25 protein-coding genes are annotated in these 26,057 nt (G+C 74.4%); 9 read left to right on the top strand and 16 right to left on the bottom strand.

Annotated features, from left to right (window positions below; translation table 11 throughout):
• Positions 1 to 17: 17 nt before the first annotated feature.
• Together D7223_RS04710 and D7223_RS04705 are read left to right on the top strand one after the other, a co-directional pair.
• Positions 18 to 1,511, top strand: coding sequence for a hypothetical protein (locus D7223_RS04710; RefSeq protein WP_120725108.1), 1,494 nt, complete (start codon positions 18 to 20; stop codon positions 1,509 to 1,511).
• Positions 1,508 to 2,209 (top strand): NUDIX hydrolase, encoded by a 702-nt coding sequence (locus D7223_RS04705; RefSeq protein WP_120725106.1) that lies wholly within the window; start codon positions 1,508 to 1,510, stop codon positions 2,207 to 2,209. The genes D7223_RS04710 and D7223_RS04705 overlap by 4 nt, the downstream gene beginning before the upstream one ends.
• A 32-nt stretch (positions 2,210 to 2,241) precedes the next feature.
• Here the strand turns inward: D7223_RS04705 and D7223_RS04700 are convergent, their stop codons facing one another.
• Positions 2,242 to 3,381 (bottom strand): site-2 protease family protein, encoded by a 1,140-nt coding sequence (locus D7223_RS04700; protein WP_120725104.1) that lies wholly within the window; start codon positions 3,379 to 3,381, stop codon positions 2,242 to 2,244.
• Positions 3,382 to 3,465: 84 nt separating this feature from the next.
• On the opposite strand from D7223_RS04700, the gene D7223_RS04695 reads away from it, so the two are divergent.
• Positions 3,466 to 3,744 carry a hypothetical protein gene (locus D7223_RS04695; protein WP_120725102.1) on the top strand — a complete coding sequence of 93 codons (279 nt, stop codon included), beginning with the start codon at positions 3,466 to 3,468 and terminating at the stop codon, positions 3,742 to 3,744.
• Positions 3,741 to 4,151 carry a PIN domain-containing protein gene (locus D7223_RS04690; RefSeq protein ID WP_120725100.1) on the top strand — a complete coding sequence of 137 codons (411 nt, stop codon included), beginning with the start codon at positions 3,741 to 3,743 and terminating at the stop codon, positions 4,149 to 4,151. Before D7223_RS04695 ends, D7223_RS04690 begins: the two co-directional genes overlap by 4 nt.
• A 24-nt stretch (positions 4,152 to 4,175) precedes the next feature.
• On the opposite strand, the gene D7223_RS04685 is transcribed toward D7223_RS04690, so the two are convergent.
• From D7223_RS04685 to D7223_RS04675, 3 genes are all read right to left on the bottom strand, one after another.
• Positions 4,176 to 5,018, bottom strand: a complete 843-nt coding sequence (locus D7223_RS04685) for an alpha/beta hydrolase (RefSeq protein WP_120725098.1) — start codon at positions 5,016 to 5,018, stop codon at positions 4,176 to 4,178.
• 61 nt (positions 5,019 to 5,079) lie between these two features.
• Positions 5,080 to 5,988 carry a L,D-transpeptidase gene (locus tag D7223_RS04680; protein ID WP_120725096.1) on the bottom strand — a complete coding sequence of 303 codons (909 nt, stop codon included), beginning with the start codon at positions 5,986 to 5,988 and terminating at the stop codon, positions 5,080 to 5,082.
• Positions 5,989 to 6,067: 79 nt separating this feature from the next.
• The gene (locus tag D7223_RS04675; protein WP_120725094.1) at positions 6,068 to 7,513 is read right to left on the bottom strand and encodes an alpha-amylase; all 1,446 of its coding nucleotides are present in this window, start codon (positions 7,511 to 7,513) and stop codon (positions 6,068 to 6,070) included.
• Positions 7,514 to 7,831: 318 nt separating this feature from the next.
• On the opposite strand from D7223_RS04675, the gene D7223_RS04670 reads away from it, so the two are divergent.
• From D7223_RS04670 to D7223_RS04660, 3 genes are read left to right on the top strand one after another with little or no spacing between them, the layout of a single operon-like run.
• A complete protein-coding gene (locus D7223_RS04670; protein WP_238161557.1) occupies positions 7,832 to 9,517 on the top strand; it encodes a ferric reductase-like transmembrane domain-containing protein in 1,686 nt (561 codons plus the stop codon).
• Entirely contained in the window at positions 9,514 to 10,980 is a 1,467-nt protein-coding gene (locus tag D7223_RS04665) for an NADH-quinone oxidoreductase subunit NuoF family protein (protein WP_120725092.1), read from the top strand. The genes D7223_RS04670 and D7223_RS04665 overlap by 4 nt, the downstream gene beginning before the upstream one ends.
• A 48-nt stretch (positions 10,981 to 11,028) precedes the next feature.
• Positions 11,029 to 11,673 (top strand): TlpA family protein disulfide reductase, encoded by a 645-nt coding sequence (locus tag D7223_RS04660; RefSeq protein ID WP_120725090.1) that lies wholly within the window; start codon positions 11,029 to 11,031, stop codon positions 11,671 to 11,673.
• 87 nt (positions 11,674 to 11,760) lie between these two features.
• Here the strand turns inward: D7223_RS04660 and serS are convergent, their stop codons facing one another.
• The 5 genes from serS to D7223_RS04635 form a co-directional block, all read right to left on the bottom strand.
• Positions 11,761 to 13,044 carry a serine--tRNA ligase gene (gene serS, locus D7223_RS04655; RefSeq protein ID WP_120725088.1) on the bottom strand — a complete coding sequence of 428 codons (1,284 nt, stop codon included), beginning with the start codon at positions 13,042 to 13,044 and terminating at the stop codon, positions 11,761 to 11,763.
• A gap of 104 nt (positions 13,045 to 13,148) precedes the next feature.
• Positions 13,149 to 14,216, bottom strand: coding sequence for a DNA polymerase III subunit beta family protein (locus tag D7223_RS04650; RefSeq protein ID WP_120725776.1), 1,068 nt, complete (start codon positions 14,214 to 14,216; stop codon positions 13,149 to 13,151).
• Between the two features lie 47 nt (positions 14,217 to 14,263).
• Positions 14,264 to 15,445 (bottom strand): saccharopine dehydrogenase family protein, encoded by a 1,182-nt coding sequence (locus tag D7223_RS04645; protein WP_120725086.1) that lies wholly within the window; start codon positions 15,443 to 15,445, stop codon positions 14,264 to 14,266.
• A gap of 64 nt (positions 15,446 to 15,509) precedes the next feature.
• Positions 15,510 to 16,667, bottom strand: coding sequence for a zinc-dependent alcohol dehydrogenase (locus D7223_RS04640; RefSeq protein WP_120725084.1), 1,158 nt, complete (start codon positions 16,665 to 16,667; stop codon positions 15,510 to 15,512).
• Positions 16,664 to 17,089, bottom strand: coding sequence for a hypothetical protein (locus D7223_RS04635; RefSeq protein ID WP_238161556.1), 426 nt, complete (start codon positions 17,087 to 17,089; stop codon positions 16,664 to 16,666). Before D7223_RS04635 ends, D7223_RS04640 begins: the two co-directional genes overlap by 4 nt.
• Before the next feature lie 141 nt (positions 17,090 to 17,230).
• On the opposite strand from D7223_RS04635, the gene D7223_RS04630 reads away from it, so the two are divergent.
• Entirely contained in the window at positions 17,231 to 20,092 is a 2,862-nt protein-coding gene (locus tag D7223_RS04630; RefSeq protein WP_120725082.1) for a winged helix-turn-helix domain-containing protein, read from the top strand.
• Between the two features lie 16 nt (positions 20,093 to 20,108).
• Here D7223_RS04630 and D7223_RS04625 read toward each other — a convergent pair whose 3' ends face one another.
• The 5 genes from D7223_RS04625 to D7223_RS32680 form a co-directional block, all read right to left on the bottom strand.
• Entirely contained in the window at positions 20,109 to 20,657 is a 549-nt protein-coding gene (locus D7223_RS04625; RefSeq protein ID WP_120725080.1) for a DsbA family protein, read from the bottom strand.
• Positions 20,654 to 21,151, bottom strand: coding sequence for a redoxin domain-containing protein (locus tag D7223_RS04620; RefSeq protein WP_120725078.1), 498 nt, complete (start codon positions 21,149 to 21,151; stop codon positions 20,654 to 20,656). Before D7223_RS04620 ends, D7223_RS04625 begins: the two co-directional genes overlap by 4 nt.
• Before the next feature lie 36 nt (positions 21,152 to 21,187).
• Positions 21,188 to 21,913 (bottom strand): BON domain-containing protein, encoded by a 726-nt coding sequence (locus D7223_RS04615; RefSeq protein ID WP_120725076.1) that lies wholly within the window; start codon positions 21,911 to 21,913, stop codon positions 21,188 to 21,190.
• 761 nt (positions 21,914 to 22,674) lie between these two features.
• A complete protein-coding gene (locus tag D7223_RS04610; RefSeq protein ID WP_120725073.1) occupies positions 22,675 to 23,079 on the bottom strand; it encodes a hypothetical protein in 405 nt (134 codons plus the stop codon).
• 123 nt (positions 23,080 to 23,202) lie between these two features.
• The gene (locus D7223_RS32680) at positions 23,203 to 23,352 is read right to left on the bottom strand and encodes a hypothetical protein (protein ID WP_158610816.1); all 150 of its coding nucleotides are present in this window, start codon (positions 23,350 to 23,352) and stop codon (positions 23,203 to 23,205) included.
• Positions 23,353 to 23,732: 380 nt separating this feature from the next.
• On the opposite strand from D7223_RS32680, the gene D7223_RS04605 reads away from it, so the two are divergent.
• On the top strand, positions 23,733 to 24,095 hold the full coding sequence (locus tag D7223_RS04605) for an STAS domain-containing protein (protein ID WP_120725071.1): 363 nt from the start codon (positions 23,733 to 23,735) through the stop codon (positions 24,093 to 24,095).
• Between the two features lie 54 nt (positions 24,096 to 24,149).
• Here D7223_RS04605 and surE read toward each other — a convergent pair whose 3' ends face one another.
• Both surE and D7223_RS04595 read right to left on the bottom strand, forming a co-directional pair.
• Positions 24,150 to 24,968, bottom strand: a complete 819-nt coding sequence (gene surE / locus D7223_RS04600) for a 5'/3'-nucleotidase SurE (protein ID WP_120725069.1) — start codon at positions 24,966 to 24,968, stop codon at positions 24,150 to 24,152.
• A complete protein-coding gene (locus D7223_RS04595; RefSeq protein ID WP_238161552.1) occupies positions 24,965 to 25,942 on the bottom strand; it encodes a 1-phosphofructokinase family hexose kinase in 978 nt (325 codons plus the stop codon). The genes surE and D7223_RS04595 overlap by 4 nt, the downstream gene beginning before the upstream one ends.
• Positions 25,943 to 26,057: the final 115 nt, after the last annotated feature.

The raw sequence follows: 26,057 nt of genomic DNA, 5'->3' as shown, positions 1-26,057 counted from the left end.
GTCCACTGAGGAGTGACATGACGGACCTGCCCGGCGCCGCCGAGGGACTGACGCCGATCGACAACCGGGATCTCGCACCGATCACCGTGGTGGCCCAGTGCCTGGACAACCAGTGGGTGCGGCAGGACGTCCTGGCGCGGATGCTCGACCGGCGGCAGTCGTACGCCGACGTGGACCGCCGCCGCCGCTCGGACGCCCGCGCCGAGTACCTGCGCGCGATCCTCAACGCCGAGCAGGTGGTGGTGAACCGCGCGTACTTCGTCAACAATCCCGTAGTCCACCAGGACTTCACCGTCGACGGCCCGGCCCGGGAGGCGTTCCGGGCTCTACTCGGCGAGGGCGTCCTGGTCCCGTACCTGGTCCGGGAGCGCACGCCCCGCGCCGAGCTGCCGTTCGGTGTCGACCCGACCGGGTGGGCCGGCTGGCTGCGGGTGCTCGACGAGGTCGACTCCGTCCGGTGCCTGCGCCTGTCCTGGGACGACACCGAGAACGACCGGCTCACCGAGCGCTGCCTGTTCGCCGAGTTCCGCCGGTTCCTGCTCCAGCTCACCGCGTTCGACGTCGACGAGCTGCGCCGCGACCTCGGGCTGGACGAGGAGAGCCGGCCGGTGCTGCGGCAGCGGCTGCGCGACGCCACGGTCTGGGCGGTGGGCGCCGAGCGGGCCACCCGGGACACCTTCTACCGGGAGTTCCTGGTCGAGCCGGACACCAACCCGGCGGACGGGCGGTTCCGCGCGCAGCCGCTGGTCGCCGAGCTGAAGCAGTTGGTGGACCTGCGCTACAACACCACCCTGCCGGACGCCGTCGACGGGTACGCTATGATCCCCGCCGACTCGCTGCGCCGGACCGCGATGCAGGAGTACCGGCGGGAGCAGCCACCCGAGCGGGACATGGACGACCTGCTCGCCCTGCTCCGGACGCTGCGACCGCAGGTGTTCGACCTGGTCCAACTGCCGCTGCGGATCGACCTGACCGGCCTGGAGCTGCACCACGTGCGCCAGGCGCGCCGGACCGACGAGTGGCAGGCGTACGTCACCAGCCTGCGGGACCTGCTCGACGAGCCGCGCGACTTCGCCGTCCGCGGGCAGCAGGTCTACGACCGGTACGTCGCCCTGGCCGGCCGGCTCGCGGTGATCGTCGGGGAGCGCCGGGCCGACCTGATGGCCGCCTGGGAACCGGCGATCCGGGTGAGCGTCGAGGTGCTCGGCAGCACCATGTCGGTGGTGTTCGACGGTGACCCGCGCGCCGAGCTGGTCGGCGAGGTGGCCACCGAGGTCGCCGCCCGGGGTGCCACCGCGGTGGTCCGCTTCGCCGTGGTGGGCCGGGACCGGCGCCGAGCCGGACGGGAACTCGGCACCGGCATCGACGTGATGCGGGTCCACCTGGAACGCGCCGGCGAGGACTGGCGGGAACTCGTACGCCGTGTCCGGGAGGCGGGCTTCCCGTTGACCGAGGGCGACGGTGACCGGGACGAGGAACCGAACATCGACCGTCCCCAGGAGGAAGTGTGACCGACCGCTGGAGCGAGTACGCCGAGCTGCGCCGCAAGCATCCCGAGCACTTCGCCAACCCGCCGGACGCGGCGGTGGAGATCCTGACCGACCCGGCGGAGGTGCGCGCGGCGGAACAGGCCAAGGCCGACCTGCTGCGGTCCAACGGCCTGCCCACCGAGTGGAGCGCAACCGGGGTCGTCCACCAGGACGAGTACGGCATCCTGGTCCGTGATCCGGTCCGCTTCACCGGCGGCCGGCTCGGGACGTACGTCCGCTCGATGCCCGCCAGCGGCGCCGACGGTGTCGTCCTGCTGCCGGTGCTCGACGGCGCCGTGATCCTGGTGGAGCACTTCCGGCACGCCACCCGGCGCTGGCACCTGGAGGCGCCGCGCGGCTTCGGCGAGGCCGGCGTGCCGGCCGAGGAGAAGGCCGCCCGGGAGTTGCGCGAGGAGATCGGGGTGGCGCCCACCCGGCTGGTCGACCTCGGCGAGATGCACGTGGACACCGGCACCGCCACCGACGCGGTACGGCTGTTCCTGGCCGAGATCCCCGAGGTGGGGGCGGTCGAGGCGGCGGAGGGCATCCGGTCGACGGTCGCGTACCCGCCGGAGCGGGTCGGTGAGCTGATCCGGGACGGCCTGGTCACCGACTCGTTCACCATCGCCGCGTGGACCCGCGCCTGGCTGCGCGGGCTCCTGACGCCTGGGCCGGCCTGAGCCCCCCACGCCGGACGCGGCCCGCGGTCGGCTCAGCGCCCGCCGGTCATCTGCTCGCGGAGGCTGCCGCGCTGGACCGCGCGGCTGATGTCGCTGGGCGAGACGATGCCGACCAGCCGGCCGTCGGTGACCACCAGCGCCCGCCCGTCGGCGCAGTCGCTGAGCCGGGGGAGCAGGTCGTTGAGCGGCTCGTCGGGGGAGGCGAGCACCAGCTCGTCGGCCCGGCAGGAGACCTCGGACAGGGTGGTGCCGGCCCGCCGGTCCGGCGGCACGCCCCGGACCCGGTCCAGGGTCACCAGACCGACCGGGCGGCCCTCCTCGGTCAGCGGCAGCGCCGAGTGCCGGTACGCGAAGAGGTAGTTGTCCACGAAGTCGGCCACCGTCAGGTCGCCCGAGGCGGTCTGCGGCTGCGGCGTCATCACGTCGGCGACCCGGACCCCGCGCAGCGCGTCGCCCAGCCGGGCCTGCCGCTCCTCCATGCCGGCCGCCCCGATGAGGAACCAGCCGATCAGGGCCAGCCACAGCCCGCCGAAGCCGGCACCGACGAAGAACTGCCAGAACCCCAGGCCGATCAGGACCACACCGAGGATCCGGCCGGCCCGCGCCGCCACCACCGAGGCCCGGGTCCGGTCGCCGGTGGCCTTCCAGACCGCCGCGCGCAGCAGCCGGCCCCCGTCCAGCGGGGCGGCCGGGAGCACATTGAAGACGGCGAGCAGCACGTTGATGCCGGCCAGCCAGGCCAGCATCCCGAGCAGCAGCCCCTCGTAGCCGGTCAGGGCCAGGGCCACCGCGATGCCGCCGAAGAACAGCCCGATGACCAGACTGACCAGCGGACCGACGCCGGCGATGCGCAGCTCCGCACCGGGGCTCGGCGCCTCGCCCTTCAGCTCGGCGACACCGCCGAAGAGCCAGAGCGTGATGCCGCCGACCTCCAGGCCGTTGCGCCTGGCCACGATCGCGTGCGAGACCTCGTGGGCGAGCAGGCCGAGGAAGAACACCACGGCCGCCGCGAGACCCGCCAGGACGTACGCGATCACCGGCCGGTCCGGGTACGACCGGGGGAACTGGTTCGCGGCCAACCCCCACGCGATCAGCAGGAAGATGACCAGGACGCTCCAGTTGACCCCGACCGGAACACCCGCGATCCGGCCAAGCCGGAAACTCGCCCTCATGTCTCAGTGGTACCCGCACCCACCCTCACCATGCCAGTGGTGTCGCTACCAGGCACCGGAGTATGCAGCGTATAGGCTGTGAGTATGACGCGACGGATCACGATCAGCCTGCCCGACGATGTCGCCGCGTACGTCGAGCGGTCGCGGAACAACACCTCGGGTTTCATCGCCGAGGTTCTCCGCCGGAAGATGCGGGCCGACGGACTACGAACCCGGTGGGCTGAACTCGGCTACGTGGTAACCGACGAGGACGTCGAGCGGACGAGGGCCAGGCTCGCCGCGAAGGCCCCGATCAGCGACGAGCAGCACGCCCGCAACATGAAGTGGCTCGCACAGTTCGACGAGGGGTCGGCTGCGGCGTGAACGGTCTCGTCCTGGACACCTCCGCACTTCTCGGTTACGCCTCCGGCACCAGCGTCGAGCCCGGTGCCATGATCACCCTTGCCCAGGAGGACCCGGACCAGCGGATCTGGATCCCGGCGCTGTGCCTCGGCCAGGCGCAGCTCGAGGTGGCCGGCACCGCCGCCGCTGATCTCCTCGACGTGCTGCTCGCCGGGGACCGCGACATCGAGGTGGCGGTCTACGACGCGCCGACCAGCCGTCCGGTGGCGAGGCTCGCCGCCCGGCACGGCGTGACGTTGGACGTCGCGCACGCGGTGGCCACAGCGGTTCTCTACCGCTGCTACCTCGTGACCCGCGACGCCAAGGTGGTGTCGGCGGCGGCGCCTCCTGGTCTGGAGATCCTGGACATCACCCAGACCTGGGATTGACCGCTCCGGGTCTCGGGTCCGCGCTCAGTATCGTGGGGCCTCGCGGGCGACGGTCGCCTCGCGGGGCAGGGCCGCCGCGCGTACGGCCCAGTCCAGGGCGTAGTCGGCGACCCGCTCCCAGCCGGGCTCACCGACGGTGAAGTGCGACCGCCCGGCGAACTCGTGATAGGCGGTCAGCGCCCGGGACCGCTGGTAGAGCGCCGCGGTGCCGCGTACCACGGACGGGGGCACCACGTGGTCCTCGGTGCCGGCGAGCAGCAGCAGCGGGGCGCGATCGTGCCGGCCGACCTCGACCCGGGCCGGCGAGTTCGGGTCCAGGTTGGCGAAGGCGCCCTCGAAGAGCACCCGGCCGGCGCCGGGCACCGCGTACCGCTCCCAGGCCCGGTCGGACGCCTCCCGGTCGAGGGTGTTGCCGAAGGCGTAGTGGAAGTCGTCGGCGGTGAACGGTACGGCGCGGTGCCGGTTTGCCGGGTTGCGCAGGATCGAGAAGCCGGACCGCAGGGTGCTCAGCGGCACCTTCACCACGCCCTTGGGGGCGGCCGGGTGCACGCCGACGGCTGCCGCGCCGAGCCCCCGGTCGACCAGGAGCTGGGCGATCAACCCGCCGAACGAGTGGCCCATGATCAGCGGTGGTCTCGGCAGGTCGCGGACGAGCCGGTCGTAGTGGTCGGCGATCCCGGCGATGCTCTGCCCGGCGATCGGGGTGGGATCCGCCCGCAACCGTTCGACCTCGCCCTCCAGGCCGGGCCAGGCGGGGGCCAGCACCCGCAGGCCACGAGCGGTGTAGCGGTCGGCCCACCGCTCCCAGCTGCGCGGCGTCATCCACAGGCCGTGGATCAGGACGACGGTGTCGGGTGCGAGGGCCATGCGGGCTCCCCTTCCGCTCGGCGGGCGCCGGCCGGTTACCCGTTCCGCGTGCCGGAAACCGTCAGGCCGTCGGTGGCGGGGTAGGCAGCTCGTCCACCACCACCACGCTGGTGCCGGGGCGTAGCTCGGCCAGCAGTTCCCGCTGACCGCTCTTGGTCAGCCGGATGCAGCCGTTGGTGGTGTTCTGCCCCAGTTCGTCATCATCCTGCCAGGTGTGGATGCCGATGTGCGCGCCGCGCAGGCCGGGCGGGACCGCCTCCGGGTCGTCCGGGACCGAGCCGAGGGCGAAGATGTCCACCCCGCCGTACACGGCCTCCGGCGGCGGGGTGCGGCCGAGGACGAAGGTGCGGCCCAGCGGGGTCTCCTGACCGCGTTGCCCGAGGCTGACCTCCCAGGAGCGGACGGCCCGGCCGGCGCGGTACCAGGTGAGCCGGTGCGGCTTGCGCTCGACCACGATCTGGTCGCGCAGCGCCACGGTGGCGAAGCCGCCGGGCGGCAGCCAGGCCAGCGTGCGGTTCGCCGAGGGCAGCAGGACCGCGGTCCAGCCGGCGCGCCGGTCGACGATCGGCATGGTGACCTCGACGCCGCTGATGGTGGGGTCGAGGAAAGCCAGCGGCCGGCCGCCGGGCGCGGTGTAGGCGGCGACCCGCCGCGTCGGGTGCGCCCCCTCGGTGAGCGGGGTCGTGTCCAAGGGCTCCGGGTCGGCCGGGAAGCCGGTCGGCGCCGGGCCGTAGTCGACCACCGGCAGGTGGTCCGGCGCGGGCGCGGCGGGCGGCACGCTCTCCGCGGGGGTCGGCGTCGCCGTGGGCGGCACCGGCGCCTGCGCCGCCGGCCGGGCCGGCGGCGCAGGCGCCGGCCGTGGAGTGAGGGCCCAGCCGGTCGCGCCGGCCGCCAGCATCAGCAGGGGTACGCCCACCGCCGCGGCGATCCAGCGGTACCGACGGGATGGACTGATCCGGTCAAAGAGCACTAAAACACTGTAATGCCCCAGGCGTTAAGAAGGGCCCCTTGCTATGCATTTGGCGATAACAAGGGGCCCTTCCTTGTGGTCAGCTCAGGCGGGCGCCTACGTGGATGGCGACCGCGTCGTGGGCGGGGATGTTGGCCGCGAACCAGCCGTTGCCGTCCACCGTGATCACCGGGCCGCTGCACGAGCCGCCGGAGAAGGTGCCGTGCACGACGTCGCAGTACCGGCCGGCCGGGAGCCCGGCGTAGTAGGACCGGCCGTTGATCGCGTAGTCCTCGTCGTTGACGGTGACGAATCCCTTGCCGCTGCGGCCGAAGGCGATGTGGTTGTTGCCGTTGTCGTACCAGTTGACGACGCCGGCGCCCTCGGTGGCGTTGCGGAAGCCGACCATGTTGGCGATGGCGCCCCACCGGTGCTCGCACTCCCAGCCGGAGTAGCAGGTGGTGTTCACGGTCTTGCCGCTGCCGTCCTGCGGCGGGCCCTGGTCACGCTGGCTGAAGGTGTAGCTGGACATCACCGACGGCGAGCCGTACGGCCAGGCCAGCATGAAGACGTTGGCCAGGGCGTAGATGCCCCGGTCCTTGTAGGTCAGCACCCCGCCGAAGTCGCGCTGGGTGTCGTGGTTGTCCACGAAGACCGAGGAGACCGAGCCGGGCAGGTGACCCCACCCCTCGCCGAAGTTGCGCAGGTAGGCCAGCTTCTCCGAGCGGAACACCCGGGCCAGGTCCTTGCCGTAGCGGAACTCGTGCACGTCGCCGTTGCCGGTGTACTCGTTCGGCGTGATCGGCTCACCGGCGCCGTAGATGACCTCCTGCACGATGTACGCCGAGCGGGAGAGCTTGCTCTTGATCGCGGCGATGTCGCCGGCCGGCATGTGCTTGCTGGCGTCCAGCCGGAAGCCGTCCACCCCGAGTGAGAGCAGGTCGTTCATGTACCCGGCGATCCGGGTCCGGACGTAGTCCGACTCGGTCTTCAGGTCGGAGAGGTTCACCAGCTCGCAGTTCTGCACCTGGTAGCGGTCGCCGTAGCTGGTGATCTCGTTGCCGGAGGTCCCGCAGTAGTGGAAGTCCGACGCGGAGTAGATGCCCGGGTAGTTGTAGTGGCCGTAGGACGAGCCGGCCCAGCCGGTGCCGCCGTTGTCCTGGCCGGACATGTGGTTGATGACCGCGTCCACGATGACCTTCACACCGGCCGCGTGGCAGGTGTCGACCATGGACTTGAACTGCGCGCGGGTGCCCTTGCGGGACTCGATCCGGTAGCTGACCGGCTGGTAGGCCACCCACCACTCGGAGCGCCTGACGTGCTCCTGCGGCGGGGACACCTGCACGTAGCCGTAGCCCTTGGGGCCGAGCGTGCTCTGGCACTCGCTCGCCACCGACGGCCAGTTCCACTCGAACAGGTTGGCGATGACCTTCTTGGTGCCGGCGGGGGCCGCGGCGGCCGGGGGTGCCGTCACGACGGTCGGCAGGAGCAGACCCGCGATCACGCCGAGGGCGACGACCGCTGACAGACATCGACGTCGATGCATCTGTGACTCCAGACGGGGGGTGGGGACGGGGGTGGTGGTGGCGCCAGGGGAAGGAAACTCCAGTTGCCGGTGTCTTGCAGACCGGACTGAAATTTTCCGAAAGATTACAAGCGTATTGCAGGAACTGTCAACGCATGGACATCTGTCACTACCGTCCGTCCACGCCCGCTGACCGGGGCGTGCGCGGGCGGGCGGACGTCCGGGGCGTACACGCGCCGGGTGGGCCGGTGGTTCGACGGTCCGCCGAGAAATTTTTCCCGTCCGGCTGATCCGCCGGCCCGGCCGGTCCGTACAGGTGGGAGGAACCAGGGTCGGCCGGTGGCGCGCCGCCGCGAGACGATCGAGGAGCAGATGGCCCGGGCACAGCAGAACCAGAAGGCCACGACGGTCCGGACCGCCACCAGCAGTCGCGGGGTGCGGACCCGGTCCACCGGGGCGGTAGCCGTTTTCGGGGTGTCCGCGCTCGCCGCGACCTGGGCGGTCACCATGCTCACCGGGGTGGGCTCGACCGCGTACGCGTACGGCTTCTTCTTCACCGAGTTCTTCGCCGGGGTGATCGCCCTGGTCGCCCTCAGCCTCACCGTGATGATGGGGCTGCTCGCCACCGACCGGTTGGTGCTGCTGATCCGGCACCGGGTGCTGTTGCAGTCGGCGCACCGGGCCACCGGCATCCTCGGCGTGGCCGGACTGCTCTTCCACGTGGTGACCAAGGTGCTCACCGGCCGGGCCTCGGCCACCGACGCGGTGGTGCCCTTCGTCGGCGGACGGGGCGTCTACGTCGGCCTCGGCACGGTGGCGGCCCTGCTGATGGTGAGCGTGCTATGGACCGGCCTCATCCGGGCCCGGTTCGCCGGCGTCGGTCCGAAGTGGCTCTGGCGGGTGCTGCACTCCGCGGCGTACCTCGCCTGGCCCTTCGCCATCTTCCACGGCCTCAACGCCGGCCGGCCCGCGGCGGCCTGGGTGACGCTGAGCTACCTGGCCTGCGTTCTGCTGGTGGTCGTCGCGCTGCTGGTCCGACTGTCGGTCAGCCTGGGCCGGCGCAGCCGCGAGCAGCAGCAGGCCGCCGCGCGGAACAGGGCGATGGCCGCCCGGCTGCCCGACGACACCAACGGACGCCTGCTGCTGAAGAACCTCAGCCGGCGGGACAAGGAGAAGAAGACCCCCGAGCGGACCGCGACGTGGGCCGAGACCACCGTGACCGGCACCTGGACCGCGCCGGGCAGCCGGCGCCGCGACCCGGAGCGCTTCACCGTGCCGGTGGTGCCCGAGCCGGGCACGCTGCGCGAACCGAGCCGTCGCCGGGACGTCGAGGAGGAGCTGGAGCCGGCCGCCCGGTCCAGCCGCCGCCGGGAGTCCGCGCGGGAGTCCGCGCCGGCCGAGCGGTCCTCCCGCCGACGGACGGCGGAGCCCTCCGAGTCGCGGTCCACCCGCCGCCGGGACGCCGAGCGCGAGCAGGTGGCCGCCCGGCGGTCCGACGAGGAGCGGACGTCCCGCCGCGACGCCGACGTGGAGACCACCTCGACCGGCCGGCGCTACCGCGACGACGACCAGACGGTGCGCTCCGGCCGCCGGTCCCGCGCCGACGCGGAGAGCCGGTACCCGGTGTCGCCGCCGATCGGCCTCGACGAGCCCGAGGAGCCGTGGGACAGCCCGCGCCGCTGGGAGTCCACCGCGCCGGTCTCCGTCGACCCCATCTCGGCGGGCCCGATCTCGGCCGGTCCGATCTCCGCCGGTCCGATCTCGGCCGCTCCGCGCAGCGGCGCCGGCCGGCACAGCGCCGAGGACGACCTGCCCGAGGTGGAGCCGGACTACTGGCGCCCGCCGGCCCGGTACGTCCCGGACGAGGCGCCGCCGCCGGTCGACGACACCCCCACCCTGGTCGATCTCGCCTCCCGCCGGGCCCGCCGCGCCGCCGGGGACAGCCGGTCCAGCCGCCGGCGCAAGGCCAACGCCGCCGAGGTGGACAGCGCCTACTGGGCCGGGCTGCGCGGTGAGGCGAAGTGATGCGGACGACCGTCCCGCCGGTGGCATGCGTCGGCGAGCCCCGGCTCACCGCCGGCTTCGCCGAGTTCGGCCGCCTCGACCTGCTCGCCCACGAGGAGGTGCACGGGCCGATCGGACCGATGGAGCCGTCCCACCTGCTCCGCCTCGCCGAGGGCATCCAGCTCACGGGCAAGGGCGGCGCCGGTTTCCCGTTCGCCAGGAAGCTCCGCGCGGTGCTGGAGTCCTGCGAGCGGCAGGACCTGGCCGCCGTCGTGGTGGTCAACGCCACCGAGGGCGAGCCGGCCAGCTGGAAGGACAAGGTACTGCTCACCCGCGCCCCGCACCTGATCCTGGACGGGGCGGCGCTGGCCGCGTACGCGCTGGACGCCGAGGAGATCGTCATCGGGATCGCCGACGACGGGGTGGGTCGCGACTCGTTGACCGAGGCGCTCTCCGAGCGCCGGATGCCGGCGGAGACCACCATCGTCACCGTGCCGCACCGGTTCATCTCCGGCGAGGGCGGTGCGCTGGTCAACGGGATCAACGGCCTGCCGCACATCCCGCCCGGCACCAAGAAGCGCTCCAGCGACTCCGGTGTCGGTGGGCTGCCCACCCTGCTGTCCAACGCCGAGACGTACGCCCAGCTCGCGATCGCCGCCCGGCTCGGACCGTACGAGTACGCGGCGCTGGGCACCGACGACGAACCCGGCACCGTCCTGCTCACCGTGACCGGCGCGGCGATGCGACCGGCGGTCGTGGAGTGCGCCGCCGGGACCCCGCTGCGGGAGATCCTCGACCTGTGCGAGGTGCCGGACTCGTCGGGCATCCTGATGGGCGGCTACCACGGCAAGTGGATCACGCAGGAGGCGGCGGACGAAGCCGAGATCTCCCGCAAGGGCCTCGCCTCGGTCGGCGGCACCCTCGGCGCCGGCATCATCATCCCGCTCGGCATGGACACCTGCCCGCTGGGCGAGACCGCGCAGGTGGTGCGCTATCTGGCCGGGGAGTCCGCCGGCCAGTGCGGCCCGTGCAAGATGGGCCTGCCGGACCTGGCCCGCTCCGTCGACCTCGCGGTCGCCGGAAGCGCGCCGGTGGAGGTCGTCCGGGCCGCCGCCGGCGACGTCAAGGGCCGCGGGGCGTGCAGCCACCCCGACGGTACGGCCCGGTTCGCGCTCTCCGCGATGGAGGTGTTCGTCGACGACCTGCGCCTGCACAGCACCGGCGACGGCTGCGGCCGGCGGGTCAAGGGGGTGATGGGGCTGCCCGGCGCACCGGACGACAACCCGCAGAGGCTCACCCTGGACTGGTCCCGCTGCGACGGGCACGGTCTCTGCGCACACGTGGTACCGGACTTCATCCGGCTCGACGGCAACGGATTCCCCGCCTTCCCGCCCACCCCGGTGCCGACGTGGCTGCGCGAGGGAGCGCTCAAGGCGGTCAAGGTCTGCCCCGAACTCGCGCTGCGGCTGTCCAAGGTCGAGTAGCGCACCGTGCGCGCGTCGTCGCGCCGGCCGGCAGGAAGGGAGACGCGGATGCTCGGTGCCGCGACACGTACCACGCGACCGGACGGCCGGTCCGGCGGGACGACACGGGCCCGGCGGGCCGGTACGGCGGCGGTGCTGGCTGGCACGCTGCTGGCCGGCGCGGCCTGCGGGACCGCCGAGCCGGCCCCGCCGGCCGGCGCCGCGTCCGCGCCCGCTCCCGGCGGTGTCGACGCGTCCCCAACCGGTACGCCCGCCGCTCCCGCCGGTACGCCCACCGCTCCCGCCGTCCTGCCGGAGAGCCTGCGCTTCGCGGCGAAGAACCTCGACGGGACACCCTTCGACACCGCCGCGCTGGCCGGCAAGCCGGTGGTGCTGTGGTTCTGGGCGCCCTGGTGCGCCACCTGCGCCTCCCAGGCCTGGACGATCGCCGAGGTGGCGCCGGCCTACCGGGACACCGTGCCGGTGATCGGCGTCGCCGGCCTCGGCGAGCAGCGCGCGATGAAGGACTTCGTCACCGAGTTCGAGCTGGCCGGGGTGCCCCAGATCGAGGACCGGCGCGGGGCCCTGTGGCGGCGCTTCGAGGTCGTCGAGCAGAGCACCTTCGTCATCCTCGACCGCACCGGCACGATCATCCACCGGGGCTTCCTCGACGGCGAAGACCTGACCCGCCGGCTGAAAGCCCTCGCCGCCTGAGCATCCTTCCGAGTTCGTGGCGACGGCGCGGGTGGGAGACGGTATCGGCCGGGCTTGAGGCCAAGCCCGGCCGAGGATGCCGTCAGGTCATCGAGGGCTCAGGAGATCGGTGCCCAGGCGGTCGCGGAGGACCTCGGGAACGACGACCGAGCCGTCGGGCTGCTGGAACTGCTCCAGGATCGCCGGGAAGAGCCGGCTGGTGGCCAGCGCGGAGCCGTTGAGCGTGTGCACGAAACGGGTCTGCTTGCCACCCGGCTCGCGGTAGCGGATCGCCGCCCGCCGGGCCTGGTAGTCACCGCCCCAGGAGACCGACGAGACCTCCTTGTACTTGCCGGTGCTGGGCATCCAGACCTCGATGTCGAGGGTCTTGCGCATCGCCGCGCTGGAGTCGCCGGCCGCCAGCAGGCTCCGCTGGTAGTGCAGGCCGAGGCCCTCGACCAGGCTCTCCGCGTGGGTGACCATCTCCTCCAGCGCGGCGTCGGCCTGCTCGGGCAGGGTGAACTGGAAGATCTCCACCTTGTTGAACTGGTGGCCGCGTACCGTGCCGCGCTCGTCGGAGTGCGAGCCGGCCGCCTCCCGGCGGTAGCAGGGCGTGTAGGCGAAGGCCTTCAGCGGCAGCTTCGCCGTCTCCAGGATCTCGTCCTGGTAGGCGCCGAGGATCGCCGTCTCCGACGTGGGCAGCAGGAACTGCCCGCGCGGGGCGGACTGCCGGTCCAGGTGGTAGACGTCGTCGTAGAACTTGGGGAACTGCCCGGCGGCGAACCCGGCGGTGTCCAGCAGCAGGTGCGGCGGGAGCAGGAACTCGTAGCCGGCCTCGACGTTGCGCTCGATCAGGTAGTTGAGCAGCGCCCACTCCAGCCGGGCGCCCATGCCGGTGTACATCCAGAAGCCGGAGCCGCCGAGCTTGACGCCCCGCTCGTGGTCGACCAGGCCCAGCATCCGGCTCAGCTCGACATGGTCGCGGACCTTCTCGATCGCGGGCGGCTCGCCGAAGGTCTTGACGACCCGGTTGGCCTCCTTGCCGCCGGACACCACGTCGTCGGCGGGCAGGTTGGGCAGCTCGGCCATCCGGTTGCGCAGCCGACCCTGCACCTCGTCCAGCGCCGCCTCCAGCTCGGGAAGCTGCCGGCGGCCCGCGTCCGGGGCAACCGGCTCGGGCTCCCGGCCGGCCCGCTTGGCCTCCGCGTACGCCCGGGACTCCGCCTTGCGGCGCTGGCGCTCCCCGTCGATCTCGCTGATCAGGCTGCGCCGCTGCTGGTCCAGCTGCTGGATCTCGTCCAGCGCGCCGGCCACCTCCGCCGGGTCCAGTCGCTTGGCCAGCGCGGTCGCCACCGCCTCGCGATCCTTCCGGATCAACTCCATGTCGAGCATGCTGCTCCGTACGCCTTTGTCTGGTGGTGGACCTTCCGATGCTACCGTCGCGCCCCGATCCGCCCGGGCCCGGTGTCGGGGCGGGGACGCCCGGCGGCCCGCGGTCAGAGCCGGATCGGCATCAGCACCGAGAAGGACCCGGCGCCGTCGGTCCGGCGTACGGCCAGCGGCGCGATCGGCCCGTCCAGCTCCAGCACCAGCTGACCGGCGTCGGCGGCGTCGAGGGCCTGGAGCAGGTACGCCCCGTTCACCCCGACCCGGAACCCGGCGGACGCGCCGGCCACCTCGTCGGCGTCCAGCAGCCGTACCCCACCCCGCTCGTCCGGGCCGAGCACCGTGACGGCCAGCTCCACGCCGTCGTGCTCGCGCCGGACGGTGGGGGCGTCCGCGCCGGTCAGCGCCGTGCGCAGCGCCGCCACGTCGACGGTCGCCCGGTGCGCCGGCGCGACGGCCGGCGCGGTCCGCACCAGGCGGCGCCAGTCCGGGAAGTCGTACGCCAGCCCGGCGGTGGCCACCGCGGCGGCGCCGACGGTGACCTCGACGGTGCCGGCGGCGACGGTCAGCCGCACCTCGCCGGCCCCGGTGCCGAGCAGGGTCCGCATCCGGTCGACGAACCCGACCGGGACGAGCGCCGTCACGGCCGGGCCCTCGACCGGACCGGGGGCGTGCCCGACGGCGAGCCGGTAACGGTCGGTGGCCACCAACCGGAGGCCGTCGGCGTCGACGTCGACCAGCACGCCGGTCGCGGCCGGCAGTTCCGGGTCGGTGCCGACGGCGAAGCGGACGGCGTCCACGGCGGCGGCCAGGTGGGCGGGGGACAGCACGACACGGGTGGTCACGGGGTGCTCCTCGGGATCGACCAGAACGCGGATCCGGGAGAGTTCCCGACGAGCGTCGGCGAGACCGTCCTCCAGCCGGCGCAGGTGCGCGTCGAGCAGGCGGTGCGCGGCGGCCGGCTCGGCGCGTACCGCGGCGGCGATCTCGGCCACCGGCATGCCGACCCGGCGCAGGCCGGCCACCAGCCGGGCCGGTCGCACCTGGTCGTCGGTGTACCACCGGTAGCCGGTGACCGGGTCTACGGTGGCCGGCACCAGCACGCCGGCGGAGTCGTAGAACCGCAGCGCGCTGACCGTCAGGCCGCTGGCCCGGGCCAGCTCGCCGATGCTGCGCAGGTCGCTCTCCACGACCGTCGATCCTGTCCCCTCGACCTGGTCGAGGGTCAACCCTGGTCCACCACCCGGAAGGTCATGCCCGCCTTGACCAGCCGCTCCAGCAGCGCGTCACCCATCGCGGTCACCGGCGTGACCTGACCCGAGGTCGCCGGCAGGTCGTCGTCCGTGGCCAGGCACAGCGCCGACTCGGCGAGCATCTTGGCCGTCTCGTCGTAGCCGGGGTCGCCACCGGCGACCTCGGTCACCACCCGCCGGCCACCGCCGGTGCCCACGAACCGCACCCGGAACCACGACTTCGCCCGCTGCTCCGGCGTGGGCCCCTGCCCGGAGGCGAGCCGACCCAGCAGCCAGCGCCGGGTCGGCGGCAACTTCACCAGACCGATCAGGCCGGCCATCCCGGCGCCGGCGGCCACGATCGTCGGCAGCCGCTTGACCGCGGCGAAGTGCCGGTAGCGGAAGTCCGGGCCGTACTCCGGTCGGGCCGCGGCGGAGCGGCGCACCACCTGCGGGTCGATGGTGGGCAACGGCACCGCCCACCTGCCGACGTCCGTCGACCGGCCGACCCTGCCCGGTACCGCCCGCACCCGCCGGCCCTCCGGCCGGGGCTCGACCGCCCGGCGCTGCTTCGCGGCCCGGCTCGCCTCGCCGGTACGGGAGAACGCGGTCAGCGCCGAGTGGTAGGTGCCGGCGGAGAACTTCCCGCCGGCCCGCACGTAGCCGTCGACGGTCACCGGCCCGTCGGTGGGCAGGTGCTTGAGCGTGAACCAGACGCCCAGGTCGTGCGGGATCGAGTCGAAGCCGCAGGTGTGCACCAGCCGGGCGCCGGTGCGCACCGCCTCGGCGTGGTGCCGTACGTACATCGTGTCGACGAACTCCGGCTCGCCGGTGATGTCCAGGTAGTCGGTTCCCGCCCGGGCGCAGGCGGCGACCAGCGGCTCGCCGTGGTGCACGTACGGACCGACGGTGGTGGCCACGACGCGGGCGCTCTCCGCCACCGCGCGCAGCGACTCCGCGTCGGTGACGTCGGCGGTGAGCAGCGGCAGCCCGGCCAGCTCCGGGTCGATCGCGGCCAGCCGCCCCCGGACCGCCGCCAGCTTCTCCGGGTTGCGCCCGGCGAGCGCCCAGCGCAGCCCGGGCGGGGCGTGCCGGGCCAGGTATTCGGCGGTGAGCGCCCCGGTGAAGCCGGTCGCGCCGAACAGGACGAGATCGTACGGACGGTCGTCAGGCATCCGCCGAGTCTGCCACCCGCCCCGGCGGCCCGCCGCAGTCGCGGCCCCGCGAGACCGGAACGGCCTACGGCACCAGCACGCTGCGTACGCAGCCGTCGGCGCGGTCCCGGAACAGCGCGTACCCCCGGGCGCCCTGCTCCAGCGGCAGTTCGTGGGTCGCCAGGTGCTCGGTGCGCAACTCGCCCGAGGCCATCCGCTCCAGCAGCATCGGGATGTAGCGCTGCCCATGCTGGCGTGCGCCCCGCACGGTCAACCCCTTGGCGGTGACCGCGCCGAGCGGAAAGGCGTCCACGAAGCCGGTGAACTCACCGAGTACGAACACGGTGCCGCCCTTGCGGCAGGCGTGCACCGCCTCGCGGACCGCGGTGGGTCGCTCGGCGCGGCCGGTGAACCGGTCCGCCAGCGACCGGGGCGACCCCCCGTCGCACCCCACGCCGACCGCCTCCACGCAGACGTCCGGCCCCCGCCCGCCGGTGCGTTCCCGCAGCTCGGCGGGCACGTCGACGTGCCGGTAGTCGATCGTCTCCGCGCCCGCGTGCCGCTCGGCCATCCGCAGCCGGTCGGGGTACCGGTCGACCACGATCACCCGCTCCGCGCCGAGCAGGGTCGCCGCCCGCGCGGTGAGCTGCCCGACCGCCCCGGCCCCCCACACCGCCACCACGTCACCCGGGCGTACGCCGCCGAGGTCCGCACCCATCCACCCGGCCGGCGCGGCGTCCGAGGCGAACAGCGCCCGGTCGTCGCCGACCGCCTCCGGCACGGTGAACGCCCCGACGTCGGCGTACGGGACGCGGACGTACTCGGCGTGGCTGCCGGCGAAACCGCCCGACGCCCTCGGCCGGCCGAACGACCCGCCGACCGGGTGACCCCACGCCGTCTCGGCCGCCTCCGGATCCAGGCTGCCGTTGTCGCAGCAGGCGGGCAGGTCCCGCCGGCAGTACCAGCAGGCGCCGCAGGCCACCCCGGCGCACACCACCACCCGGTCACCCACCCGGTGCCCCCGCACCTCGGGGCCCACCTCGACCACCTCGCCGAGGAACTCGTGGCCCAGCACGTCGCCCACGGACAGGTCCGGCACCCGCCCGGCCAGCAACGGCAGATCGCCCCCGCAGGTGGCGCTGCGCCGTACCCGCACCACGGCGTCGTGGCCGTTGCGCAGCTCCGGGTCGGGCACCTGGCGTACCTCCAGGGTGTCGGCGCCCACCCAGCACAGCGCCCTCATCCCGGCGGCCCGGCGCGGTCCATGGCCGGGCGGTCCGCGCGCAGCACCTCGCCGGTCTCGGCGAGCTGCTTGGCCTGCCGCAACGCCGCCCGGACCGGTGCGCCGGGGTCGTCGCCGACCAGGTGGGCGGCGAGCCCCGGCGGCACCCGGCCGGGGCGGGGGCGGGCGGCCAGCTCGGTGCCCCGGCAGCCCGGCGCCGGCCGCACCCGCACCTGCACGGCGTCGCCGAGCCGGCGCAACGGCTCCGGCCACCGCCCGTCCGGCCGCACCTCGTCGGGTGTACGGTCCACCGTCACCACCTGCCACCGCCCGCCGCCCGGATCGTTGCCGGTGGTGCCGCGACCTGCCCGGCGGGCTCGTGCGGCCAGCGCGTCGACCGCCGACGCGACGGTGCCGCCGGCCATCCGTGCGATCCGTCCCACCGTTCCTCCCACCGCCTGTCCGGCTGACCCTCCCGACCAGGGTGCGGCGGGCCGGGGTGAAGCCGGTTCCTCCGGAAGGGGTGAACCGGGCCGGGCCGGGTAACCGCCGCCCGCAGGACCTGGGGGAGCGGCACGAGTCCGTTGGGGGGTGGCCGGGTGCCGGAGGACGGACGGGCGACGGGGGTCGGCGCGACCACGGCCGGCACGCTGCTGGCGTCCCGGCTGGGTCCGCCACCGCTGCCCGAGCCGGTGCTCCTCCGGCCCCGCCTGCTGCGGCTGCTCGACCAGGGCGCCGCCGGACCGGTCACCCTGGTCGCCGCGCCCGCCGGCTGGGGCAAGACGACGGTGCTCGCGTCCTGGGCCCGGGCCGCCGCCGGGACGGGCCGGGACCAGGCCGGCGGGGACGGACCGACCACCGCCGGGTCACCGGTGCCCGGCTGGGTGTCGGTGGAGGCCGGCGACGACGCCGACCGGCTCTGGTCGTACCTCGCCGGGGCGCTGCGCGCGGCCACCGCGGCGGCGGACGGTGCGGACGGCCCGCCGCTGCCCGACCGGTCGCCGCGCCCGGACCAGCTGGAACTGCTGGCCGCCGCGTTGGCCGCCCGGGAGCGCCCCGTCCTGCTGGTGCTCGACGACCTGCACCGGATCACCGACCCGACCGCGCTGACCGGCCTGGAGTTCCTGCTCCGGCACTCCGCGGGCCGGCTGCGACTGCTGGCCGGCGCGCGGGCCGGGCTGCCCCTGGCGGTGCACCGGCTGCGCCTGGCCGGCGAGCTGACCGAGATCGGACCGGACGAGCTGGCGTTCAGCGGTGACGAGATCGCCGACCTGCTCACCGCACACGGGGTGCCGCTGCCGGTCGCCGGCGTACGCCGGCTGCGGGAACGCACCGACGGTTGGCCCGCCGCGCTCCGGTTCGCCGCGCTCGCCCTGCGCGGGCGACCCGATCCGGCCCGCTGGGTGGAACAGTTCGGTGGTGACCAGCCCGACGTCGCCGGCTACCTGCACGAGGAGGTGCTGGCCGGCCTGGACGCGGACACCCGGGACGTCCTGCGCCGGACCGCCGTCGCCGACGCCGTCTGCGCCGGTCTCGCCGACGCGCTGACCGGCCGGGCGGACACCGGGACCGCGCTGGCCGGGCTGGCCGCCGACGGCGGCCTGTTGCGCCGCGACGACAGCCGTCCGCCCTGGTACCGCTGCCACCCCCTGCTGGCCGACCTGCTGCACGCCGAGCTGCGCGGGTTGCCCGCCGAGGAACTGCGCGAGCTGCACCTGCGGGCGACCGGCTGGTACGCCGACAACGGCCGGCCCGCCGACGCCCTGCGGCACGCGCTGCGCGCCGGGGACTGGGCGACCGCCAGCGACCTGTTCGTCACCCGGTGGCCGGAGCTGGCCCCGTACGACCAGGAGAGCCCGACCGGGCCGGCGCCCGCGCCCCCGCCGGAGGAGGCGGTGCGCCGCGACCCGGAGCTGGCCCTCGCCTGTGCGGCCGAGCGGGCCCACGCCGGCGACGCCGGCGCCGCGACCGGTCACCTGCGGGCGGCGATGCGGGCCGCCGGCTCGCTGCCCGTCCCGCGCCGGGACCGGTTCCGGTCGCTGGCCGCCGCGGTGGAGCTGGCGCTGGCCCGGTTGTCCGGCGACCCGACCGGGGTACGCGCCGCCGCCGAGCGGCTGCACGCCGTCCACCCGGCCGGCCCGGTGCCCTCCGGGGCGCCGCCGGTCGGGTCCGTGCCCTCCGGGCCGGCGGGGCCCGTGCCCTCCGGGCCGGCTGTTCCGGTGGTCGCCGGGCCGGCGCCGGTCGAGCCCCGGGGGGACGCGGCCGGGGACGCCGACGCGTGGGCGGTCGCGGACACCGCCATCGGTCTCGCCGACCTGGCCGACGGGGACCTGCGCGCCGCCGCCGTGGCCTTCGCCCGGGCGTTGCCCACCGCCCGCGCCGCCGGCCGGCCGCGGACCGAACTCGTCGGTGCGAGCCGGGCGGCGCTCCTGCACGCGGTCCGGGGCGAGTTGCGGGCGGCCGAGGACCGGGCCCGGGAGGCGCTGGCCATGCCGCCCTGCCAGGGGTGGGCGTGCCGGAAGGACTGCGGGTACGGCTACCTGGCGCTGGCCGTGGTGGCCCTGCACCGTGACCAGCCGGAGGAGGCCGAGGCGAGCCTGTCCCTGGCCGCCCCGGCGACCGGCGAGCCGGCGGCCGGGGCGGTGGCGGCCCTGTGCCGGTCGCACCTGCTGCGCGACGCCGGGGACCTCGCCGGAGCGTGCCGGACGCTGGAGGAGGCACGCGAACGCCTCGCCGACCTGCCCACGGCGGGGGAGCTGACCCACTCGCTGATCGCCGCCGAGGCGGATCTGCGCGGCCTCCGGGGCGACCTGGAGACCGCCCGTCACCTGCTCGCCGACCCGGCGGACGCGGGTGATCCACCGGTCGCACCGCTGGCCGTGGCACGGGCCCGGGTCGAGCTGCGTGCCGGAGACGCCCGGGCCGCCGCACAGGTGTTGCCGGACTGGCAGGCCCCGGAGGCGGCGGACTGGCCGTTGCCGGTACGCCTCGACGCCGCCCTGCTGGACGCGGTGCTGGCCCGCCGCGCGGGCGACGACCGGCGGGCCGGGCGGATCCTGGAACAGGCCCTGGACCTGGCCGCCGCCGAGGGCTACCGGCGGCCCTTCACCCACGCCGAGCCGGGGGTACGGGACCTGCTCGCCGCGCACCTCGACGCCGGCACCGCGCACTGGCCGACGGTCAGCGACCTGGTCCGCGGCACCGACGAGCCGCCGTCCCGCCCGCCAACCGCCCCCGGCCCGGCGACGCTGGACGAGCCGCTGACCGAGCGGGAGCTGACCATCCTGCGGTACCTGCAGAGCATCCTGTCCAACGTGGAGATCGCCGCCGAGCTGTCCCTGTCGGTCAACACGGTGAAGACCCACGTCCGCAACATCTACCGCAAGCTCGACGCCACCCGCCGCCGCGACGCGGTCCGCCGCGCCCGCGCCCTCCACCTGCTCTGAGCGGCCCCCGCCGGGTTCACGGGTTCGCGGCGTTGTCCACGGCGGCCAGCAGGCTGGGCAGGTCGTGGTCGCCGTCGTGACGGACGTCGTTGATGAACAACGTCGGGGTGGCGTTGACGCCGCTGCGGATCCCGCCGACGAAGTCGTGGCGTACCCGGTCGCCGTGCGCCTGCCGCGCCACCTCCGCGCCGATCTCGTCGGCGGGCAGGCCGAGCTGCTCGACACCGAGGGACAGGTGCACCGGGTCGAGCTGGTCCTGGTGCTCGTACAGCCAGTCGTGCATCTCCCAGAACCGCCCGCGCTGCCCGGCGGCCTCGGCCGCCTCGGCGGCGCTCTCCGCGTACGGGTGGACGTTGGCGATCGGGAAGTGCCGGAAGACCAGCCGGACGGTGTCGGCCCGCTGGCGCAGCAGCTCGACCAGGTTCGGGTACGCGGCACCGCAGAACCGGCACTGGAAGTCGCCGTACTCGACGACCGTGACCGGTGCGTCCCGCGGACCGCGTACGTGGTCGGCGTCGGTCACCGGGGTCCGGAGCCGGGCGGACACCTGAAGTGGCGTGGTCATCGCGTCGTCACCCGCCGCTCGTCGTCCATCCGCTCCAGCGCGTCCAGGATGCCGTCGGCGCCCGGATTGACGTCCGGCGGTGACAGGTGGCTCCACGCCACCGTGCCGTCCGGGTCGATCACCACCAGCGCGCGGGCGGATTCGCCGCGGTCGGTGTACGCGCCGTACCGGCGGGACACCTCACCCTTGGGCTCGAAGTCGGCCAGCAGCGGGAAGTCGATGCCGCGGTCCTCGGCGAACGCCCGATGCGACCAGAGGTTGTCCACCGAGACGCCGAGCAGTGCCGCCTGGTGCCGGTCGAACTCGGACATGGCCGCCTGGTACAGCGACATCTGGTCCCCGCACACCGGGCTCCAGTCGGCCGGGTAGAACGCGAGCACGACGGGCCGGCCGCGGAAGTCGTCGGGTCCGGTCTGCCGCCCGTCCGGGGTCGCCGGGAGGGTGAACCCGGGCGCCGTGCTCCCGGGTCGGATCAGCCCGCTCGGATCAGTCATGACTCCCACCCTCGTCGCCGGCCGGGTGAGGACGGCTCACCCGGCCGGGGTGGTTCCGGGGTCACCGGGAACCCCGGGGGTGAGCACCGGCGCGACGGCGACGTTGTTCCGCACCTCCCGCACGCCCGGCGCGGACCACACGGTCCGCTCCACCTCGGCGCGCTCCGGCATCGAGTGCACGAGCCCGCCGAGGACCACCGTGTCGCCGTGCACCCGGACGTCGATCCGTTCCGCCTCGGTGGCCCGGTTGCGGGCCAGGGCGTCGACGATCCGTTCGGCGAGGGTGTGCGCGTCGGCCCGGACGTCGGGGCGCACCGCGATGCCGTTGCCGACCCCGCGTACGCCGTTCAGCCGGCCCACCGCGCGCTCGGCGGCCTGCCGCTGGTACTCCCACTCCACGTCGCCGTGCAGCGTCACCCAGCCGCCGGAGACGGTGACCTCGACCTGGCCGACCGGCACGAACGCGTCCCACTCCAGCGCGTGGCCGGCTGCCGCGGCGATGTCCTCGTCGGCGTGCTCGGCGCCGCCGTCGAGACGCACGGCCAGGTCGACGGCGACCGCGCGGACCCGGGCGACCCGGTGCGCCGCGCGCTCGGCGGCCCACTTCTTGGCGTAGCTGTCCACCCGACCGGTCAGGGTGACCACCCCCTCGGCGACGGTCACGCCGATCTCGTGCGGCTGGACCCGTGGCTCCCAGGTCAGCTCGTCGAGAACGGCGGACTGGATCTCCTGGTCGATGCGGCTGATCGGCGTGACGGCCATCGGTGGCTCCCTCCTGTGGGCGGACGTGCGGGCGCTGCGGGCCCGTCGGGGTGGCCGTGGCCGCGGACGGACGGGACACCGGGGTTCGCCCGGGTCGATGCTGCCGTCGGTACGGGTGACGGTCCCTCACCCCGGCGGGATGAGAAATTCTTGGGAGCGCTTCCATGCAGTGCCATGGATGCGTTAAGGTGGGCCGATCCTCGGGTGCGGGAGCCGTCGCACCGACCGTCGGGAGCCAGGGCAGCTCCGCGCAGTGCCGCACCTCGCCCTGCCCCGGACACCAGGTCCCCCCTCGTGTCCGGGCCCCCCCGAGAGGAACCGCGGGATGCGGATGAGTGTCGCCGGCGTGGTGGTGGCCCCGGGTGACCCGAGGGGCAATGGCCCCCGACAAGCCGACCCTCGATCAGGCCCCGTCAGTCGGGCCCCGGCCCTCCAGCCGTGGCCCACGAGCCGTCCACCCACCCGCCGGGGTCGCGACCCCCGGAACCCCGTCCCCCGGGGGTCGCGACCCCACCCCGCCCCGCCCGCCCCCGCACCCACGTTCGCCCCGCGCCCGCCGGCCCGGCCGTCCAACAGTGTCGCCACGGGCCCTACCGGTGGCCGATCATGAGGTTAGCGGAGCAAGATGTCCGTTTCGGGCCCGCCAACCTCATGATCAGCACCATTCGTCCGGGGCGGCGACCGCCGATCAGGGCGGGGTGGCATGGCGACGGGCCCCGGACGACCTGAGGAATCGTCCGGGGCCCGTCGAGGTGGATCGGTCAGTTGTCGAGATTGGCGGGGGAGTTCGGCCGGTCGACGTCGACGAACTCGATGTCGTCCACCGTGCGGTCGTGGCTTCCGGCGGCTCGGGCGGCGGTGCCCGCGGCCCAGCCGACGGCGGCACCGACCAGGGCGGCGCCGATCAGCAGGGTCCAGGGCAGTGCCGGCCGGCGACCGGCGAGTGCGTCGAAGGCCAGCGTGGCCCTCCGGCGCGCCTCGTCGGCGGCGGAGCCGACCAGGTCACCGGCCTCGTCAGCGAGACCGGAGCCGCCGCGGCGGGCCGAGCGGGCGGTGTCCCGCACGCTCTCCCCCGCCGATCCGACCGCCGAGAGCAGGTGTTGCCACGCCTGGTCCGCGATCCGCTCGGGCTTGCTGCGGTGGTCCAGCAGGTTGGTTCCGAACATCGGGGTTACCTCCTCGGGGTGCCGAAGCCCCGCGGCCACTTCGGACTCCGGCGTCTCCGGCGCGTTACGGTTCGCCTGTTCCGCTGATGCCCAGCGGAGTGCCCGGGCAAACCGGCCGCGGGTTCAGTGCAGCGTGACGACCGCCGGCGCGCGCCGCGCGAAGTCGTCGTCACCGTCATCGTCGTCGTCATCGCCGCCACCGCCGAAGCCGCACGCCAGCACGAGGGCGAGTAGCGCGCTGGCCCCGGCCAGCGCGGCAAGTCTCCTGATCATCGATCTTCCTCTCCGTCGCATTCGCAGTCGCCGTCCTCCGGCCGATGCTAGGCACGCTCGGCAAACCATCCCGTGAGCCACGCCCGCCGACGGGGCCGGTGACGTCGGGTCGATCTCGACGCCGAGGGTGGGGCGCGCCCGGGGCGCTCAGGTGCGGGCGTCCGGGCGAACGACCGTTACCCTGGTCCGGCGACGCCGTCCGCCGCGACGTGCGCCAGGTAAACAACATATGAAAAGTCCGGATAAGGGCGATTTTCTGCACCCGAACAGCAGAATTGCTCATCCCGAGGGGTGGCGACCGAGGCCGTCGGAGGAATACTCTCGGTCGCGGCCCGCGTACTGATGAGGCGCCCGGGGGACGGGCGAGTGGAGGTGCTCGCGTGAGCCTGTCGATCGTGAAGTCGGTCCTGCCAGGTGGTGTCATCGAGATCGCTCCCCGCGGCGAGATCGACGTCGACACCGCGTACGAGGTGCGCGAGGCCGTGGCCGAGGTTCTGGCCAAGGGCCGGCCGGCCCGCATCGAGCTCAACATGCGGCTGGTCACCTTCATCGACTCCGTCGGCATCAGCGCGATGGTCGCCGGCTTCCAGACCGCCGAGGTCAGTGGCGTCAAGCTCGCGGTCACCGAGCCGAGCCGGTTCGTGCACCGGCAGCTCTGGGTGACCGGCCTGCTGGGGCTGTTCGGCGCCCCCGAGCCCTACTACGCCGGGACCCCGACCCCCGAGGTCCTCCCCGGCGCCTGACCGCCGCCGGCGGGCCACCCGCCGGGACCCGGCCATGGTCGGCCGCCGACGGAGTCAGTCGAGGCCGGACAGGTCGACGTCGGCCACCTCGGTGACCGCGCGAAGAGCCGTCACCGAGGCGTACCCGGAGGCGAGCAGGGCCACGTCGGTGCCCTCCTGGGCGGCCTCGCCGGGCTCCTCCAGGGACGTACGCACGAAGCCGTGCCCGGACTCCGCCACCGTCATCTGCACCTGGCCGAAGCTGGCCAGGGTCCCTCGTCGGACACCGCGCAGGCGACCCGCCGGCAGGTCGGGGGCGTTCACGTTCAGCACGCTGAGCGCGGGCGCGGCGGTCAGCCGTGGCAGCAGGTCCAGGGCGACCCGGGCGGCGGTGGTCCAGTGCCGTTCGGCGTCGCGTACCCGGGCCGCGGCGGCCACCGCGGCACCGCCGCTGGCGGCGGTGGCCTCGCCGGGGGTGAGCACGTCCAGGGAGACGGCCATGGCGCGGCACCCGTTGGCGGCGGCGGTGAACGCGGCGCCGACGGTGCCGGAGTGCAGCACCGCGCGGCCGGCGTTGGCGCCCCGGTTGATGCCGGAGAGCACGACGGTCGGCGGTGGTCCGAAGGCCCCGTGCGTCGCGATCAGCGTGATGAAGGCGGGGGAGGCGCCGACGCCGTACGCGGGGACACCGTCCAGTCCGGGCAGTGGGTGCTCGCGGACCACCACATGCCCGTCGCTCTCCACCGCGGTCAGCGCCGCGCTGGTGCCGCTGGCCTCCTCCAGCGGGGCGGCAACCACCACGTCCAGTCCCCGGTCCACGGCGGCGCGGGCGAGGGCGTGGATGCCGGGCGCGGCGATCCCGTCGTCGTTGGTGATCAGCACCCGCAGCGTCATCGCTCGGCCACCCGTTCGGCGAGTTCGTCGGGGGTGGTGCGCTCCTGCGGGCGGCTGCCCGCCGGGACCAGGCTCACCCGGTCGACCAGGCCGGTGATCGAGTCGAGCCGCCCGGTGCCGAGGCCGTGCCGGCTCACGTTGAGCGCGCCGGCCGCCGCGCCGGTCCGGACGGCGGTACGCACGTCGCCACCGCGGGCCATGACGGCGGCCACCCCGGCGGTCATCGAGTCGCCCGCGCCGCGCGGGTCGGCGGCCTCCAACCGGGGCATGTGCACCTCGAAGACCTCGCCGTCGACCAGTGCCAGGGCGGGTTTGTCGGCGCGGCTCACCACGACGTTCTCCGCGCCGGTGTCGTGCAGTTCGTACATCGCACGGGCGAGTTCGTCCTCGCCCCCGCCGGTGGCCCGGCCGTCGGCGATCAGCTCCTCGTGGCTGACCTTGAGGAAGAACACCCCGCTGTCCAGGACGGCGTTCAGGTGCTCGCCGCACAGGTCGACCACCACCCGGCCGCCGTTGGCGCCGAGGTCGGCGGCGAACCGCCGGTACAACTCGGCGGGGACCAGGGACGGCTCGTTCGGCCCGCTGAGCACGCTGACCGGCGCGCGCAGCCCCTCGCCGAGCGCCAGGTTGTACAACTCGTCGAGTTCGTGCCGGCTCAACGGCTGGCCGGGCACGTCCACGATCTCCTGCCGGGACCCGTCCCGCCGGTCGTGCACGTAGCCGCCGCTGCCCGAGTCGCGGACCACCACCTTGAGGTCGACGCCCTCGCTGACCAGCAGGGGTTCCAGCACCTGGCCGATCTCGCCGCCGAGAGCGGTGCAGAGGACCACGTCCACGCCGAGGGACAACACCATCCGGGCCTGCCACACGCCCTGGCCGCCGGGGTGCAGGTGCAACTCCGGGGTGTCACTGGGCTGGTCGACGGTCACCGTCAGCCGAGGTGTCGGCGCGAAGACCATCACGTGCCCGCTCACCGGTCGTACCTTGCCATCGTCGTACCCTCCGCACCGTAGGTTGCCGATCGTGATGACCGATCAGCTGACCGTAGTCAAGGCGGGGGGTGAACGCCGGTCGTCCGGCGCGTGTCCG

The organism is Micromonospora endolithica, assembly GCF_003626595.1.
GTDB classification, from domain to species: domain Bacteria; phylum Actinomycetota; class Actinomycetes; order Mycobacteriales; family Micromonosporaceae; genus Micromonospora; species Micromonospora endolithica.
Note: the sequence above shows the minus strand (reverse complement) of the source record. Positions and strands in the feature narration are given on the sequence as shown.